This is a genomic window from Desulforhopalus singaporensis (assembly GCF_900104445.1).
In the GTDB taxonomy this organism is placed as follows: Bacteria; Desulfobacterota; Desulfobulbia; order Desulfobulbales; family Desulfocapsaceae; genus Desulforhopalus_A; species Desulforhopalus_A singaporensis.
Genome location: NZ_FNJI01000022.1, coordinates 55,497 through 73,443 on the forward strand (window position 1 = coordinate 55,497; position 17,947 = coordinate 73,443).

The 17,947-nt window shown below is 51.9% G+C and carries 11 protein-coding genes; 9 read left to right on the forward strand and 2 right to left on the reverse strand.

The genetic code is table 11. The features are described from left to right. Positions 1-187: 187 nt before the first annotated feature. Together BLQ17_RS14735 and BLQ17_RS14740 are read right to left on the reverse strand one after the other, a co-directional pair. Entirely contained in the window at positions 188-2,332 is a 2,145-nt protein-coding gene (locus BLQ17_RS14735; protein WP_092224176.1) for a xanthine dehydrogenase family protein molybdopterin-binding subunit, read from the reverse strand. Between the two features lie 3 nt (positions 2,333-2,335). Further along, positions 2,336-2,797 (reverse strand): (2Fe-2S)-binding protein, encoded by a 462-nt coding sequence (locus tag BLQ17_RS14740; RefSeq protein ID WP_092224178.1) that lies wholly within the window; start codon positions 2,795-2,797, stop codon positions 2,336-2,338. Between the two features lie 394 nt (positions 2,798-3,191). Here BLQ17_RS14740 and BLQ17_RS14745 point away from each other — a divergent pair, with 394 nt between their 5' ends. From BLQ17_RS14745 to BLQ17_RS14785, 9 genes are all read left to right on the forward strand, one after another. Next, positions 3,192-5,042, forward strand: a complete 1,851-nt coding sequence (locus BLQ17_RS14745; RefSeq protein WP_092224180.1) for a bifunctional acetyl-CoA hydrolase/transferase family protein/GNAT family N-acetyltransferase — start codon at positions 3,192-3,194, stop codon at positions 5,040-5,042. Between the two features lie 457 nt (positions 5,043-5,499). Then, positions 5,500-6,708 carry an efflux RND transporter periplasmic adaptor subunit gene (locus tag BLQ17_RS14750; RefSeq protein WP_092224182.1) on the forward strand — a complete coding sequence of 403 codons (1,209 nt, stop codon included), beginning with the start codon at positions 5,500-5,502 and terminating at the stop codon, positions 6,706-6,708. Positions 6,709-6,711: 3 nt separating this feature from the next. Next, positions 6,712-9,852, forward strand: a complete 3,141-nt coding sequence (locus tag BLQ17_RS14755) for an efflux RND transporter permease subunit (protein WP_092224184.1) — start codon at positions 6,712-6,714, stop codon at positions 9,850-9,852. A 3-nt stretch (positions 9,853-9,855) separates the two neighbouring features. Then, positions 9,856-11,301, forward strand: a complete 1,446-nt coding sequence (locus BLQ17_RS14760; RefSeq protein ID WP_092224186.1) for an efflux transporter outer membrane subunit — start codon at positions 9,856-9,858, stop codon at positions 11,299-11,301. Further along, the gene (locus BLQ17_RS14765) at positions 11,301-11,936 is read left to right on the forward strand and encodes a TetR family transcriptional regulator (protein ID WP_092224188.1); all 636 of its coding nucleotides are present in this window, start codon (positions 11,301-11,303) and stop codon (positions 11,934-11,936) included. The genes BLQ17_RS14760 and BLQ17_RS14765 overlap by 1 nt, the downstream gene beginning before the upstream one ends. A 100-nt stretch (positions 11,937-12,036) precedes the next feature. Further along, complete coding sequence (gene rarD, locus BLQ17_RS14770; RefSeq protein ID WP_092224190.1) at positions 12,037-12,933, forward strand: EamA family transporter RarD; 897 nt, start codon at positions 12,037-12,039, stop codon at positions 12,931-12,933. A gap of 702 nt (positions 12,934-13,635) precedes the next feature. Continuing rightward, positions 13,636-15,063 carry a hypothetical protein gene (locus BLQ17_RS14775; protein ID WP_092224192.1) on the forward strand — a complete coding sequence of 476 codons (1,428 nt, stop codon included), beginning with the start codon at positions 13,636-13,638 and terminating at the stop codon, positions 15,061-15,063. A 27-nt stretch (positions 15,064-15,090) separates the two neighbouring features. Further along, a complete protein-coding gene (locus BLQ17_RS14780; RefSeq protein ID WP_218121809.1) occupies positions 15,091-16,227 on the forward strand; it encodes an iron-containing alcohol dehydrogenase in 1,137 nt (378 codons plus the stop codon). A 28-nt stretch (positions 16,228-16,255) separates the two neighbouring features. Further along, positions 16,256-17,941, forward strand: coding sequence for an aldehyde ferredoxin oxidoreductase C-terminal domain-containing protein (locus tag BLQ17_RS14785; RefSeq protein ID WP_092224194.1), 1,686 nt, complete (start codon positions 16,256-16,258; stop codon positions 17,939-17,941). Positions 17,942-17,947 lie beyond the last annotated feature (6 nt).

The following is a 17,947-nucleotide window of genomic DNA, read 5'->3' on the forward strand; positions in this document are numbered from 1 at the left end:
CGGGACCATGGGCTCAACGATGGTCTTGAACCCGCTTGTCAATAGCAATACGGGGCCGAAATCTATCGAGTGAAGACGGCCTGGCAGTCGGAAAAAGCTGGCGAAACATGGGCTGGATGCTGCTGTCTTGTCAAGCCGGGTCTTGTCGACCCGGCTATCTACACCGGCTATGCAGCCGGTCGTCTCGTCAATTTCTCGCCAGTAATCCGGTTTTAAACGGCAATTCTCTGAGGCGGACGCCCGTTGCCTTGAAAACACCATTGGCGACTGCCGGAGCAACCGATGGCAAGACCGGCTCGCCGATCCCCCCCGCCTTCAACTGGCTCTCGGCGATATATACCTCGATTTCCGGTACTTCCGACATGCTTAGTACCGGGTAGTCATAGTAGTTGGCGGTATCCACTCCGCCGTTTTTAAAACGGATTTTTTCGTGAAAGGCTGCACTGAGCCCCATAACCACACCGCCTTCGGCCTGGGCCCGTATCGCGTCGGGATGTACCGCAGTGCCGCAGTCCAGGGCACAGACTACCTTATGCACAGTGATTTTTCCGTTTTTTCCCACCGAGACCTCTGCCATATGGGCTGCATATGATTCAAAACAGCTGGCCACGGCGATTCCCCGTGCCCGCCCTGGAGAAGGGGAGTCGCCCCATCCGCATTTGTCAGCAAGAAGTGACAGAATATTGTATGCTCTGCTGTCTTTTTCCATATGGGCAAGACGGAATGCAAGCGGATCGTTTCCGGCAATATGGGCCAGTTCGTCCATAAAGGACTCAACGGTAAAGGTGTTGATCGAGTATCCTACCGAGCGCCACCACCCGACGCTGACAGGAAGGTTGACCATCGCGTAGGTGACACGTTTGTTTGGTATCGAGTAAACCATATCGGTTATGCCCGAGACAGCATCGGCGTCGACACCGTTTTCGACATACTGCGCCATTACCCTGGACATGACCGATGGGGCGGCCACCTGGTGCGACCAGCCGGTGATTCTTCCTTCTTTATCGAGACCTGCGGTTATTTTACAATGACTTGCGGGACGGAAATAGTCATTGGCAAAATCATCTTCACGGGTGAAAATTACCTTAACCGGCCGATTCAGGATTTTTGCCAGCAATACTGAATCGACGACCGGGTCCTGTTCCCCCCGCAGGCCAAAACCACCGCCGGCAGGAGTGGTCATGACCTCCACCTTGTCAACGGGCAGGCCGGTCAACTTAGCTGCGGTGTGCTGGGTGGCGGTCTGGCCCTGGGTCGGAATCCAGATCCGGCAGCGATCTTTTTCTACATGGGCAGTGCAGTTGATCGGCTCGACCTGGGCGTGGGATAAATATGGCAATTTGTAGGACTGTTCAATTGTACGGTCCGCCTGCGCCAGTGCTTTTGCAATATCTCCGCTGCGTTCGGCGGTGGCCCCCGGCTTGTTGAGATGATCGGTAAACAGCAGATCCAGGGTTTCATCGTTCAGGTGGGGGAGGGAGCCTTCGGACCACTTGATGTCAAGAGCCTTCCGGCCCTGTAGCGCACCATAGGTCGTTTCTGCGCAGACAGCTACCCGGTTCTCCAAAGGTACTACCTTCAGCACTCCCTTGATCGCCAGTGCCGCTTGGGTATCATAGCCCTCAACCTTCGCCCCGAACCGTGGCGGCCGCCCGACAACGGCTATGCACATGTCCGGCAGGGTAAAGTCGAACCCGTAAACGGTCTTTCCCAGGACCTTGTCCGGTATGTCCAGACGTTTTTTTACGGAACCAATGATGTGATAATCTTGCGGGCTCTTCAGGCTGGGGTTGTCCGGGACAGGTCGTCTGGCGGCAGCTTCCGCCAATTCGCCATATTTCAGACTGTGCCCATCCGGATGCAAGACCCTTCCCTCTCTTGCACTGCACCGGTCAGCGGATATCCCCCACCGCTCTGCTGCAGCCTCCACGAGCATCTGTCTCCCGGCGCTGCCGACCTTGCGCAGCAGGTCCCACCGGTGGCGGATACTGGTACTGCCTCCTGTCGCCTGCGCATGCCATACCGGGTCCTTAAACGGTTCGGCCGCAATAGCCGTTTTTACCTGGACGTTTTCCCAGGCAGCGTCCAGTTCGTCGGCGATAATCATGGCAATGCCGGTGTGGCTGCCCTGGCCGAGATTGGTCTGGCCGGTCCAGACAGTGACCGTACCGTCGACTGCAATCTCAAGAAATGCATGCGGCTTGAACGGATATTGCGTGGTGGCCTGCGTTGTTGAGGTGTTGAACAGAGTTATCTGCGATGCCATGGCGGTTCCGGCAATCACCAGGCTGCCTTTTGTTAAAAATGTTCTTCGTGTCATAGCTGTTTTCATGGTTCACCCTCCCTGTTTTGTGGTCATTTCGGCGGCAAACCTGATGGCTTTTTTTATTCTCGGATGAGACCCGCACCGGCAGATCACATCATCCATGGCTTCATTGATCTGGGTGTCGGTGGGGGTTGGGTTCCTGGTCAAAAAATCGACGGCCTGAAGCATAATTCCCGGTTGACAGTATCCGCACTGGGGCACCTGTTTCTCCAACCAGCCAATCTTTACCGGGTGATCGTCGGGGATCCCTTCAATGGTAAGAATCTTTCTGCCAGCTGCCTCTTTGGCCGTAATCGAACACGATCTCACTGACTCTCCGTCGATTAAAACGGTGCAGACCCCGCATTCGCCGACACCGCAGGTATATTTCACACTTGTTATTCCCAGGTTATCGCGCAGTACCCACAGCAACGGCGTGTCGGATGCAACATCCACACTCTTGCCTTTCCCGTTTACATGTAGTTCGATCATATCTCCTCCATTATGGTGTTTGGCCACCTTGCCGAAATGCAGGCCGATGGGACGTGTGTGACGATATTTCCTCCTGATGGTTCCTGGTCCGATAGCACCACTGTCGTACGATTAACAATCGTCTTATTATATCAGATTTGGCCGAAGCTCTGTAAAGCCGGAGATTGCAAAAAAAAACGGCAACTCACGGGGCGGGCTGCCTGAAAAAGGTGAACTTCTTTTACTGCCGCGGTAATATGGGGGATAATCTTTCCGGGCGTTAGGGAAATAACTGTAGTAGTAGACGAGTATCGCCAGGTCCTGGACAGGGTATGCAGTGGGTCCGGGGGTGACGGGGCTACGTTGTATAAAGATTATGTGATGGAACTATCTTAACTGAATATCCGGAGGAACTATGGCCACCACGTTACCGGAAAAAAAAATTGTCAGTGCAGAAGAGGCTATTGCAACTATCAGAAAGGGCAACAGGGTTTTTATCGGTTCAGGGTGCGGAGAACCCCAGCATCTTATCCATACGATGGCAAACAGCAAAACACTCGAAGACGTAATTATTTTCCAGATGCTTGCCCACACCTTGGCCGACTATTTGAGCAGTGAAAGTTTTCTGAAACGTTTTTCGGTGAAACTGTTTTTTGTGCCTATCAGGATGCAGCAGGCAGCCTTCGAGGGTAAGATCGACTATATCCCCACCTACCTCTCACAGCTTCCCCAGTTGTTTCGCAATAACCAGATAGTCATCGATACCGTTCTTATCCAGATAAGTCCTCCCGATGAGTTCGGCATTGCAAGCCTCGGAGTTTCCGTCGACGTTACCCTGGAAGCGGTGAAAAGTGCGAAAACTGTCATTGCCCAGGTAAATCCCTTGATGCCGCGAACCCATGGCGATGGATTTATCCATGTTGACGACATCGATTATCTGGTGGTGTACCGGGAGGAACTGATCTTTCTCGAACAGCAACAGGTTCAACAGGAAACCTCCAGAAGGATCGCCCAATATGTTAAGGAACTGGTAGAAGATGGCAGTACCCTGCATGTCGGATACGGTAATCTGCCGTACAGCCTGCTTTCTTATTTCGCAGATAAGAACGATCTTGGGATTCATACCCATATGATAAGCGATGGTTTTATCCCGTTGATGAAAAGTGGCAATATCAACAATAAACGGAAAAACTTCATGACCGGGCGGGCCGTTGCCACTTTTTGCATGGGATCGCGCATCGCCTACGACTATATCGACAACAATATCCAATTTTACTTCGGTACCGCAGATTGGGTCAATACTCCCGGCATTATAGGCAAAAACGACAACCTTGTTTCCATAAGCTCGGCCCTGGAAGTGGATCTTACCGGCCAGGTCTGCTCCGATTCGGTGGGCCGTCAGCTTTTCAGCGGCACCGGCGACCAGGTTAATTATATCCGGGGTGCCACCCTGTCGAGGGGCGGGGTGTCGATAATAGCCCTCCCGTCAACTTCACAGGATGGAAGAAACTCGAAGATTGTCGCCAACCTCAGCCCCGGAGCCGGTATCGCCACCCTTCGGTCAGATGTTAATTTCGTCGTCACTGAATTCGGTATAGCCCAGCTGAAAGGCAAGAGCATCAGCCAGCGGGTGATCGAGCTCAGCGAGATAGCCCATCCGGATTTTCGCGAGGAGCTCATCGAAGAGGCAAAGCGGAACCATTTCATCTTCCCTGACCAGTTGCCGCCGAGGGCGGAAGACCTCATCTTTATCGAGGAATATAAATCAAGGCTGTACCTTAAAAACGGCAAAACCATGTTGGTTCGGCCACTGCTTCCGTCGGATGAAATCGGATACCGCAATTTCTTCTACTCCCTCGACCAGGAAACCGTATATATGAGATTTTTTTACCCGGTTACTACCTTTTCCCATGAAATGGCACAGGATCACTGGTCGACTCTTGATTATCGGAACAATCTTACCCTGATCGGCCTGGTCCAGGATAAGGGCAACAAGGAGATCGTGACAATAGCCACCTATGCCGCGCTTGATGAGGAGTGGGCGGAAGTCGCCTTTGTCGTCCGTGAAGATTTCCACCATATGGGTATTGGTTTATATCTTCTTCAGGAGCTTGAGAAAATAGCCAGGAAAAATGGTTTTAAAGGATTTTATGCGACCACGTTGAGTTCCAACCAGGCGATGATCGGCATGGCCAGAAAAAGATATCCGCAGGCAAAAGTTGAACAGAATGACGACGAAGTGGTGATCCACATGAAATTCACCTGAACCGCATAATGTCATGAAAACCAATTGCTGATTTTATGAAATATGTGCGGGGAAAAAATAATTTTTGCGACCAGCTCTTTTCCCGATCGGGACAAACAATCGACAGATTTGTTGTAGGGTGCACAATCACAATATCTATTTAGCCGTCCAGTCAAAAAGAGTGCGCTTATCCTGTCTTGGGCATGTTGTGTTGTCATGTCCTGGACTTACTGTATATACTTGACTGTTTTTTTTTGTTGGGTATAACTGGTTGAGTTGTCGCGTAAAAGATAAAAAGTTGTCTTTTAAAAATAGTATTTGCAAAATAATGGTTGCATACATACATTCATGCATGTATGTATGTCGACTGCTGTGACCGGCAACAATTTTCAGGAAAGTCAAAAAGGGCAGCTGCCGGCTGATTGCTCACAAATTCCCCCACAATGACGGTTGTGGATAACCAACAAAGGCTTCTGTTATGAAAAAACGAAACGTTACACTTTATATTGTTGTTGCCACGCTTTTGACGGGTACGCTGCTGAGCGGTTGCAAGGAGAAAGCCCCACAGGCGGTAGCAAGGCAGAGGGCGGTCGAGGTCGAGACCGTTACCGTGAACACCCAGCCTCTTCAGCTCGATGTGGAGCTTCCCGGCCGAACATCTGCGTACCGGGTTGCCGAAGTACGACCTCAGGTTAATGGGATCATCCAGCAAAGACTTTTCACAGAAGGAAGCGAGGTTGAAGCCGGCCAGCTTCTGTACCAGATAGATCCCTCGATCTACCAGGCCCGTTACGACAGCGCCAAGGCTGCCCTTGCAAGGGCAAAGGCGGTTGAGCATTCCGCCAGGTTAAAGGCTGAAAGGTACGAAAAACTCGTCAGTACCAAAGCGGTGAGCGAGCTGGACCAGGTGGAGAACGAAGCCAACTGGAAACAGGCCGTAGCGGATGTCGCGGCAGCCGAGGCGGCGCTGAACAGCGCCCGGATCAATCTCGATTATACCCGGATAACCGCACCTGTGAGCGGTCGCATCGGTCGATCCCTGATCACCGAAGGAGCCCTGGTTACCGCCCAGCAGAGCATGCCGTTGGCGACGATTCAGCAGCTCGATCCCATGTATGTCGACGTGACCCAGTCGAGCACCGAACTGCTCCGGCTAAAAAAGGAATTGGCGGCAGAAAAACTCGATGGTGCGTCAGCTGCAAGGTCGGAGGTCCGGGTTATTTTTGACGATGGCAGCGAATATGCGCAGCCCGGTTTGCTGGAATTTTCCGATGTAACCGTGGACCTGTCTACCAGCGCCGTGACTTTGCGGGCGAAGATTGCCAACCCGGATGAAGAACTGTTGCCCGGCATGTTCGTGCGTGCCCGTATTTCCAAAGGAGTGAAACAGGATGCTGTGCTTATTCCTGCATCAAGCATGAGCCGCAATCCCAAGGGCCAGGCCATTGTTATGCTGGTAAATGACAAGTCGGTGGTTGAGAGCCGCATCGTGGAAACGGGCCCATCTATAGGAGAGAAGGTGGTCATCGAGAAAGGTTTACAAGGTGGTGAAACCCTGATTACAGCAGGGTTGCAGAAAATCAAAAGCGGAATTCCGGTAACGACGGTCGCTGCTCAAGGTGAGAAAGCGGCCCAGCCGCAAGCTATGAATACAGCGTCATCTCTTGCCGCTGCAAAAACGGAGTAAAAAATGGCATCGTTTTTTATAGATCGGCCCATTTTTGCATGGGTCATAGCAATTGTAATCATGCTTGCGGGTACTCTGGCGGTCATTACGCTGCCGGTTTCGCAGTATCCCGAAATTGCGCCGCCGTCGGTAACCATCACCGCAGTTTATCCGGGAGCTTCGGCAAAAACCATCGAGGACAGCGTTACCCAGGTCATAGAGCAGAACATGAACGGCCTGGACAACTTGCTCTACATGAGTTCCAGCAGTTCTTCCTCTGGCAGTGTAACGGTTACCCTCACGTTTAGGACCGGAACGGACCCCGATATCGCGCAGGTCCAGGTCCAGAACAAGCTGCAACAGGCAACCAGCCAGATTCCCCAGGTGGTGCAGGAGCAGGGATTGAGCGTGGCCAAATCCAACTCCACCTTTTTGATGGTGGTGGGGTTCATCTCAAGCGACGGAAACCTTGATCGAAACGATCTGGCCGATTTTATGGTTTCCTCCATCAAAGATCCGCTGAGTCGTACCGAGGGGGTCGGCAGCATCGAGCTTTTCGGCAGTCAGTACGCCATGCGTATCTGGCTCGATCCCCACAAACTGAACAGGTACCAGCTCACCCCCGGCGACGTCAGGGCGGCCATCTCCTCCCAGAACAATCAGGTGGCTGTCGGTGATCTCGGCGGAACGCCATCGGTTGCCGGGCAACAGGTAAACGCCTCGATGATGGCCCAGACGATGATGAGCTCTCCTGAGGAATTTTCCGGTATCCTTCTCAAGGTGAACTCCGACGGGTCCCAGGTTCGCCTGGGTGACGTTGCGCGGGTGGAAATAGGTGGTGAAAACTACGCCACCCTCAACTACTACAACGGTCGGCCTGCCACTGGTATGGCGGTGATGCTTGCAACCGGGGCCAATGCCCTGGACACCGCCGAGGCGGTCAGGGGGAAATTGGCCGAGCTTGAACGCTATTTCCCGGCCGGCGTGGAGGTTATCTTTCCTTACGACACGACGACTTTTATCAAGATCTCAATCGAGGAGGTGGCAAATACGCTGATTGAGGCGATCATCCTCGTTTTCCTGGTGATGTTTCTTTTTCTCCAGAATTTTCGCGCAACCATTATTCCGACAATCGCCGTGCCGGTGGTGCTGCTCGGTACTTTTGGCATCATGGCCGCTTTTGGCTTTTCCATTAACACCCTGACGATGTTCGGCCTGGTTCTGGCGATCGGCCTGCTGGTCGACGACGCCATCGTGGTTGTGGAAAATGTTGAACGGATAATTGAAACGGAAGGGCTTACGCCCCTGGAAGCGACGCGAAAATCGATGAAGCAGATTACCGGTGCGCTGGTGGGAATTGCTCTGGTGCTTTCCGCAGTGTTTGTACCTATGGCGTTTTTCGGCGGCTCCACCGGGGCCATTTACCGCCAGTTCTCGCTCACCATTATCTCGGCCATGACGCTTTCGGTGATCGTCGCCATCGTTTTAACCCCGGCACTTTGTGCAACCATGCTCAAGCCGGCCGTCAAAGGTGGTCATGTTGCCAAAAAAGGATTCTTCGGCTGGTTCAACCGGGTGTTCGACAGCAGCAGCGACCGGTATAAAAAAAGTGTCTCCTACATTGTGCAGCGTGTGGTGCGATTCACCCTGATTTATCTGTTGCTCGCCGGCGGCATGGTGTTTTTGTTTACCAAGCTGCCGACCTCCTTTTTGCCGGAGGAGGATCAGGGGGTTATGCTCACCATGGTACAGCTTCCCACAGGAGCTACTCTGGAGAGAACCCAGGCGGTTCTTGACAAGGTAGACAATTATTTCCGCACCCAGGAACCTGACAATATCGACGAGGTGTTCACCGTTGCGGGTTTCAGTTTTGCCGGTAACGGCCAAAATATGGGACTGGCGTTTGTCAACCTGAAGAACTGGAATGAACGTCCCCGTGCCGACCAGTCGGTCAATGCAGTCATCGGCAGGGCGATGGGATATTTTTCCCAGGTCAAGGAAGCGCGTATTTTTGCCTTTAACATCCCGGCCATTCAGGGACTGGGATCGTCGACGGGGTTTGACTTTTACCTGCAGGACCGGGGCGGGCTTGGACATGAGAAGTTGATTCAGGCCAGAAACCAGTTTCTGGGCATGGCGGCGCAACATCCGGTTCTCACCATGGTTCGGCCAAACGGGATGGAGGACACTCCCCAGTACAATGTGGACATCGATTTTGAAAAGGCGATGGCCCTGGGTGTTTCGGTCACCGATATCAACACCACCCTGTCTGTTGGCTGGGGGTCAAGCTATGTAAACGACTTTATCCAAAACGGCAGGATAAAAAAAGTCTATCTGCAGGCTGACGCGCCCTACCGCATGGAGCCTGAAGATATCAATAAATGGTATGTCCGCAACAGTAAAGGCGAAATGGTGCCGTTCTCATCGTTTACCAGCGGCCACTGGAGCTACGGTTCTCCCCGGCTTGAAAGATTTAACGGTAACCCCGCGGTTGAAATTGTCGGCGAGGCGACACCGGGCAAGTCCAGCGGTGATGCCATGGCCGCCATAGCACAGCTGATCTCGCAGTTGCCTGAAGGAATCGGTTATGAATGGACCGGAGCTTCTCTGCAGGAGCAGCAGTCGGGTGCTCAGGCTCCGATTCTTTATGCCATCTCCATCCTGTTCGTTTTTCTCTGTCTTGCCGCCTTGTACGAGAGCTGGTCGGTACCTTTTTCCGTGATGCTCGCCGTTCCCCTGGGCGTTCTCGGCGCATTGGCGGCGGCCTATATGCGGGGGCTGGAAAACGATGTGTATTTTCAGGTAGGTTTGTTGACGACTATCGGGCTTTCCGCTAAAAATGCGATCCTGATCGTCGAGTTTGCCAAAACTCTTTATGACGGTGGGGAAAATCTAATTTCCGCCACGGTCAAGGCGTGCCGGATGAGGCTCAGGCCGATACTCATGACTTCCATGGCCTTCATGCTTGGGGTCCTGCCGCTGGCAATCAGTACCGGAGCCGGAGCCAACAGCAGGCATGCCATCGGCACCGGGGTGTTTGGCGGGATGTTGTCGGCAACTGCGCTGGGTATTTTCCTGATACCTCTTTTCTTTGTCATTGTTATCCGGCTTTCCAGGAAAAGCCGGGCAGAGCAGCCTGTGCCCGTCCAGGTCAAGGAGAGTTGAACTATGCATGATAAAAAACTGAAATTTATCGCCGTGCTTCTTGTTCTTTTGCTGGGCGGCTGTTCCATGGCGCCGGAATACCAGCAGCCGCCCATGCCGGTGGCAAACGAGTTTGATTATCGTTTCAAAGGACAAGACGGCGCTGCCGAAACTTCATTGTCGCTCGATCAGTTTGCCGACCTCGGGTTTAACGAGATTTTTGTCGACCCGATCTTGCAGCAGCTCATCGAGTCGGCGCTGACCAACAACAGGAATCTGCGGAAAACAGCTTTAACTGTAGAGGATTACAGAGCGCGATACCGGATCCGGCGTTCGGCGCTGCTGCCTGAGGTAAATGTCGACGGTTACGGACTGAAGCAGCGGACCCTGGGGACAAACGGCAATACCACCGGTGAGATCTACTCGGTCGAGGCGGGGTTGACATCCTATGAACTCGATTTCTACGGCAGGATCAGAAACTTGAGGGACAGCGCGCTTGAGCAGTATCTGGCGATGGAGTCCACTCATAAAAGCGCGGTTATCAGTCTTGTTTCCGAGGTGGTGTCGTCGTACCTCAGCCTGCTTACCGACCGGGAGCTGCTGCAGATAACCAGGGATACGAAAACGATAGAAGAAGATTCGTATGATCTCGTCAATCAGCGGGTCGAGGCTGGGATCGCCAATGAACTTGACCTGGCCCAGGCCCGCACCAGCCTGGAAACCGCCAAGGCCAATACTGCACTGTACAAAAGACAGGTCGCCAGGGATCTCAACTACCTCATCTTTTTGACTGGCGGCGGCCTGCCTGACTCACTGGGCGAGGGAGAAAATCTGCTGCAGTCGATTGCGCCTTTTGTCATCGAATCCTCATCCCTCCCCTCTGACATTCTGCTCAGACGTCCCGATATTATGGCCGCCGAACATGAACTCAGAGCGGCAAATGGAGACATCGGTGCGGCAAGAGCCGCATTTTTCCCCACCGTGACCCTGACCACAAGTGCTGGATATATCAGCCCTGAGTTGGATGATCTCTTTGACGGCTCTTCAGGAGCATGGCTGTTTGCCCCGGCAATAAAATTGCCTATCTTCACCGGGGGAAGATTGAAAGCTGAACTTGACAGCGCCGAGATCAAAAAAGAGATCGCCGTTGCCCGGTATGAAGGTGCTGTTCAGGCGGCTTTCCGGGAGGTGTCCGATGCTTTGACCGGTCTTGCGACCTACGAAGAACAGCTTGTCGCGCTAAAAGCCAATCTGCAGGCCAACGAAGAGTATTACAGTCGCGCAAAAGATCGTTATCATGAAGGGGTAGACAGTTTTCTCACCCTGCTCGATGCCCAGCGGTCACTGTACGGTTCGCGGCAGAAATACTTGACCTTGCGGCTTGATCAGCTGAACAACCAGATCAACCTCTATAAGGTGTTGGGCGGCGGAGCCGGGAAATTGGCCAAAATCCAGGCAGTGAGCAGGTAATGGCCAGGAAGACAAAAGAAGAGGCACTGAAGACCCGGGAGGCGATTTTAAATGCCGCGATCGAACTGTTTTTTGCTCATGGGATTGCCCGGACTTCGCTGTCCGATATCGCGTCTGAAGCAAAGGTGACCCGGGGAGCCATCTATTGGCATTTCAAGAACAAGGAAGATCTGGTCGAAGCGCTCTGGGAACAGCTTCTCGCCCTTTTTGAACCCATCGACAGGGTGAGCGAAAATCCGGATGAGACCGACTCGCTTGGTAAGCTGCATCACAGCTACGACCGATTTTTCAGCACGTTGTTAAACGACTCCCGAACCGTCAAGCTGTTCCGTATCATGCGCAACAAGAGTGATTCGGCAACAGGAAGCGATACTTTTGATATCAGGCGCATCAGCCTGTTTCAGACGGGACGGCAGAAGATTGAGAAAATATTGCAGAATTCCGTCAGACACGGGCAGCTTCCGGAAAATCACGATGTCCGGCTTGGAAGTATCGCCATCCTTGCGTTTATCGATGGCCTGGTACACCAATGTGTCATGTTCCCCGACATGATGAGAGCGGACAGGGACATTCCCGCATTGCTCGACAGTCTTGACGCAATGTTAAAATTCGGTTGCGTCAAAGCGGGGCGGTGAGGTGTCGATGACCAGGCTGCTGCGATCGCTCAGTCGCTTTGCCGCTGACTGTCCCCGGCAAGCGGCGGAACATGCAGGGCGATGACATCAACATAACCTTATGGATAAATATAACGGTAATCTGGCGGCCGCAGGAGCATATGTTATCTGGGGATTTTTGCCGGTGTACTGGAAAGTTCTGGCAAATGTACCCGCCTATGAAATTATGTGTCACCGGATGGTCTGGTCTCTGGTGTTTACCCTTGGGCTGATCATTGTCCTGGGCAGGTGGCAGTCGATGATGCGGTTGGTGAGAAATTTCCGGTCGGCAGTGGGGGTCGCCTTTGCCGCAATACTGCTCTCGTGCAACTGGCTGCTCTATATCTGGGCGGTTAATGCGGGGGCTGTGGTGGAGGCGAGTCTTGGATATTTTATCAATCCCCTGATATCGGTTCTTTTCGGAGTGGTTTTCCTGCGGGAAAGACTGCGCTTAATGCAGTGTATTTCTCTTTTTACGGCTCTTGCCGGGGTGTTGTATCTGACCTATTATTATGGAGAATTTCCCTGGATCGCCTTGTCCCTTGCCGCTACTTTTGCCGTTTACGGTCTGCTCCATAAAAAAACTTCGCTGCCGGCTCTTGAGGGGTTGAGTCTTGAAACTCTGGTCCTGTCTGTGCCTGCAGCCCTGTTCCTGGCGTATGGTGAAATCGACGGGAGCGGCAGTTTTCTGAGCTCGGGGCCGATGGTGTCGCTGCTGCTTTTCGGGACCGGCCTGGTGACATCGGTCCCCCTGTTGCTGTTTGGCTATGCGGCCCGCAAAATTTCCCTTACCCTGCTCGGTTTACTGCAATATATCGCGCCAACCATCAACTTGCTTCTTGGAATTCTTGTCTTCAGCGAGCCCTTTCCGCCGGCGCGGATGGCCGGGTTCGTAATCATTTGGAGCGCCCTTTTTCTCTATATGGCGGAGGGGATGTATCTCAAGGTCCGGCAGAAAAAGATTCTAGCCGGCTCCTGACAACACCTCTTCCTGAACTTTCCTCTACCGGACTATTGCTGCTTTTCTGTCGTCGACGGCAACAACCACCGTATATCCTTTTTTTTTCTTCTGTCCGCAGTGACAATCCACAGGGTCTGTTTGAAAACAATTAATGGGATGCTGCCTGTCTTCTTAAGTTCGTTGAGTCTTAAGCGGTTCGTTGACCGTCTTGTGGTTATTTGTTGTAATTATTTGTAATTAAAACGTTTTGTCACAGGTGGTGAACGCGCCAATAGATTTACAAAATGTCACAAGAGGACGATCTTGTTTTAAATAAGGGTGTTATGTGATAATGCTCCGATCGAACCTAAAAAGGTTCGATTCTTGTTTGGCATCATGGCCAGAAGGTATCTGTTGATATGCTAACCCCCTTGTTTTTTTAGAAAATATCTGTAAAAAAATAGTCGGCACGGTTTTTGTTAAACCTAGATCATCTCTTCCGAGTGAAAAGCCAACGTAACCGCCGGAAGATTTCCTGGTTCGAATTTTTCTGCTTCAGCAAACCGGACAGTAGTTGCAATCGACTGTGTTGTTGTGAAAAATGAACGGAAAATTGTCTAATTAGGCAGTCCCTGCAGTCTGTAGCAACGAAGACCCTGGGGTGACACTTCACTCCGGCCAAATCTTCGATTATATACAGGAGCAGCAACAGATTAACAATGAAACAGGGAGGAATGAAAAATGGGTTTCCAGTTAAACACTGCCATACGGCAGGATGGCCAGGAGCAACCTGGGATTAAAATGGGGCTATTTACCCTCAGGTTGCCGCTGATTCACTTTCCTATTGAGATGCCTGAAGTCATTCAGGCATTGTTCATGTTTGTTACCGGACTTTCCGCTACCGCTTTTCTGCAGGACATGTTTGACATGCCTTTTGAGGTTGCCCTGACAATTGTCCTTTTCCATGAAATAACCTATTGTCTTCACCAGCTTATGGGAGATCCGATTATCTCCGGATGGATCACTCCAGCTATTCCTTTAACGATCGCTTACCTTGGGCGATACGGAATAGGAATGGAGCGACTCGAAGCATTGATCGCCCTGCAGATGTCGGTGGGAGTGCTGTTTCTGATATTAGGGTTAAGCGGAATGGCGCAGAAAATTACCAACAAGGTGCCGAACTCCATCAAGGCGGGAATAATAATGGGAGCTGCGGTCGCCGCAGTAACCGGTAAATATGGATTTCTCAGTGCAGCCAAAGGGGGGAAGGGGTTTGCTCTTTATCCTTACAGCATAACCGCCGGAATGATTGTTGCGTTCTTCCTCCTGTTTTCGGTGGGGTTTAAGGAAATGCGGCTCAAGGTTAATAACAAATCGGGGAGTTTTATCGGGTTTGTCGCCAAGTATGGCATGGTTCCGGGCATTATAGCAGGTATGGTCACGGGGATTATATCAAAGGAGATTCCAATGCCCGTGATCGACAACTGGGGCTTTTTTATTCCTCATTTCAAAACCGTTTTTACCTCCTGGTCCGTGTTCGGGGTTGGGATTCCGTCCCTTGATGTTTTCCTGGCAGCAATGCCAATGGCCTTTGTTGCATATATCATTGCATTTGGAGATATCATCGTTGGAGAAAGCCTTCTAAAGAGAGCCAACAAGATAAGAACGGACGAATATATCGATGTAAACACAAACAGAACCAATGTACTTTGCGGACTCCGCAACATGCTTGAAGGATTGCTTGCCCCGACCGTCACCCTAGCCGGTCCCCTCTGGGCTGCCATGACGGTGGCAGTAACCGAAAGATATTGTCAGGGGAAAAAGGCTATGAGCACTATTTTCGGTGGTACCGGGACCTTTAATATCATGAAGTTCGCCTGCATACTTTTTCTGCCACTGGTTGCGGTTTTTAAACCGGTACTTCCGCTGGCCATAGCGCTTACGCTGATGGTCCAGGCTTTCGCCTGCTTCTTTATTGCCATGGAACTCGCAGAAACCCCGGAAGAGAGAGGTGTCGCCGGTGTTACCGGTGCAATCCTAGCGGTTGGCGGACCGACTTATGGTCTTGCTGCCGGCGTAATTTTGTACTTCTTTGTTCAATGGTTGCGACCGGCGAAAGATGTGGACGTTGTGGATTCGGTGCTCGAAGAAGCCGAAGCAACAAAATAAGCGACAAAACAGTGAAGGAGAGTTGCAATGCTTATCAATGAGTTTCAATTTACCATACCTGCCAAGGTCGTTTATAAGTCTGGTGCCATTGATGAACTCGGTGATTTACTGAAGCAAACCGGAATAGGAAAAGTTCTGGTCGTAACAGATGCAGGAATCGCAAAAGCCGGGTTTCTGGATGTTGTGAACAACGTGTTGGCTGCTTGTGGTGTTGAATCTGAGGTTTTTCTGGATGTTGAGCCGAATCCGAGTGTTGATACGGTAAATAAGGGTGCAGCCATATTCAACGACTTGAAATTTCAGGGCGTTATCGCTCTTGGCGGGGGCAGCCCTATGGATACGGCAAAAGCCATTGCCATCAAAATAACCAATGGCGGCAATGTGCAGGATTACGAAGGCCCGGATACCTTTGAACATGATCCGCTGCCGGTTATCGCGATTCCGACCACTGCAGGCACCGGCAGCGAGGTGACACCTTTTGCGGTAATAACCGACCGGGCCAGAAAATATAAACTGACCATTATCAGTCCCAGGATAATTCCGCAGATCGCCATACTCGACCCCGGCCTGATTTCAAGACTGCCGGCATCTATTGCCGCCTCCACAGGGCTTGACGCCCTGACCCATGCGATAGAGTCGTACGTCTCCCTGTTCTCTTCACCATATTCAGATGCATTTGCCGAAAAGGCTATTGAACTGATCGGACGCAACCTGAGACTTTTTGTTGCCAACAGGAAAAATGAGGAGGCGGCCGGGTCCATGCTTGTTGCAAGTCTGTTTGCAGGACTGGCCTTTACCCATGCGCGACTTGGCAACGCTCACGCCATGGCCCATCCCCTGGGTGGATATTTTGATGTTCCTCACGGTGTCGCCAATGCCATACTGCTTCCATATATAATGGATTACAACCGTATTGCCAACCCGGACAAATTCTGCCGGATTGCTAAATTGATGGGTGATGAGGAAAGTCCTCAAGGGGCGGTGGAAGCGATCAGAAAGCTTAACAGGGATTTGGGAATACCTGAAAAATTGTCATCATTCGGCGTAACAAGTGATGCTGTTGCCGGAATGACAAAAGATGCGATGAAGAGTGGGAATGTCCTTGCCAACCCCAGGCAAACCGGTTTTTCCGAAATTGAAGCCCTGTATCAACTGGCGATATAACCAAAGAACAGAGAAAGGAAAAAAACCGATGCAAAACATCATCAGAGTCGATATGTCCAATCTTGCCGTAACCAAAGAGAGCGAACCTGACGAGTATCAACTGCTGGGAGGCAGGGGGCTGACGTCCAGGATTGTAAGCAGGGAGGTTGCTCCCAACTGCTCTCCCTTTGATGCGGAGTCGAAGATCGTTTTTGCCCCCGGCCTGCTGACAGGAAGTTTGGCACCCTGTTCCGGTCGTCTCTCCGTCGGTGCCAAAAGCCCTCTTACGGGCGGAATAAAAGAGAGTAATGTCGGGGGAACGGCTGGTCAGGTCATGGCGCGGGCCTCCATAAAGGCTCTGATCATTGAAGGAAAGCCTTCGGGAAAAGAGCGGTATGTTCTGGAGATTTCAAGTACCAGTGTCAAGCTCAGGCCGGCCAATGACCTGGCGTTTAAAACCAATTACGAAGTAGGCGAGTTTGTCGCTTCGGAGTATGGTGACAAAACTCCATATATCTGTGTCGGCCCCGGCGCCGAACATCTTCTTGCGGTGGCAACCGTTGCGGTTGGGGATATGGAGGGGCGTCCCACCCGCCATGCGGGAAGAGGCGGAATGGGGGCCGTGCTGGCGTCCAAAGGTATCAAAGCCATAGTCTTTACCGGCACGGGCCGGCAGAAACTGCCGCAAGACGATCAAGGGTTCAAAGATGTGGTCAAGGAATTCGCAGTCGATCTGGTGAATACCAAAAAAGCGTTAACAAGATTCGGAACAGCCGTTCTGGTCAACGTCATCAGTGAAAACGGTGCCATGCCCGTCAATAATTTTCGCCACGGTACTTTTGACGATGTGGATCGGATCTCGGGAGAAACCCTGGCGAAAAACTGTCATGATCGTGGTGGCAAAACCGGTCACGGGTGCTACGCGGGATGCGTTATTAAATGTTCCAATATCTATCATGATATCAGCGGCAACTATCTCACTTCCGCCCTGGAATATGAAACCATAGTCCTTTTGGGAGCCAACTGCGGCCTGAGAGACCTTGACCAGATTGCCGAGCTGGACTTTATCTGTGACAATTACGGCTTGGACACCATGGAAACAGGCAGCGCACTGGCAGTTTCCATGGAAGGCGGCATGCTAGAATTCGGCGATTTTCAAGGTATGAAGGAGATGCTTCATGAAATGGGGCGGGGAACCATTACCGGAAAGCTGTTGGGGCAGGGGGCGACGGTAGTTGGCAAAACGCTTGGAGTGGGGCGGATACCCGCGGTCAAGGGCCAGGCGATGGCGGCGTATGATCCAAGAGCGCTGAAAGGTACCGGTACCACCTACGCTACATCTCCCATGGGAGGAGACCATACTGCCGGAAATTGTCTGCCGGGAAGAACCGGGCTTGACGACCATAAGCCGGAGGGCCAGGTCGAGGCATCACTGGACGCACAGATCCTGACTGTATTATGCGATAATCTTGGGTTATGTATCTTTGTCGGGCCGGTTGGTTCGAGTCTGCCGTTTTTTACCAGACTGGTTAGCTGTTACACTGGCAACAGGTTTACCGGGGAGGAACTGATGTCTCTTGGCAAAAACATCCTCCGGGAAGAAGCTTCTTTCAACGAAAAAGCCGGTATTTCAAAGTACCAAAATGATGTACCTAAATTTTTCAGAACGGAAGAGCTGCATTCCGGACTTGTTTTTGATGTTGATTCACGGGAATTGTCAGCAATATTTGAATAGTCCAGA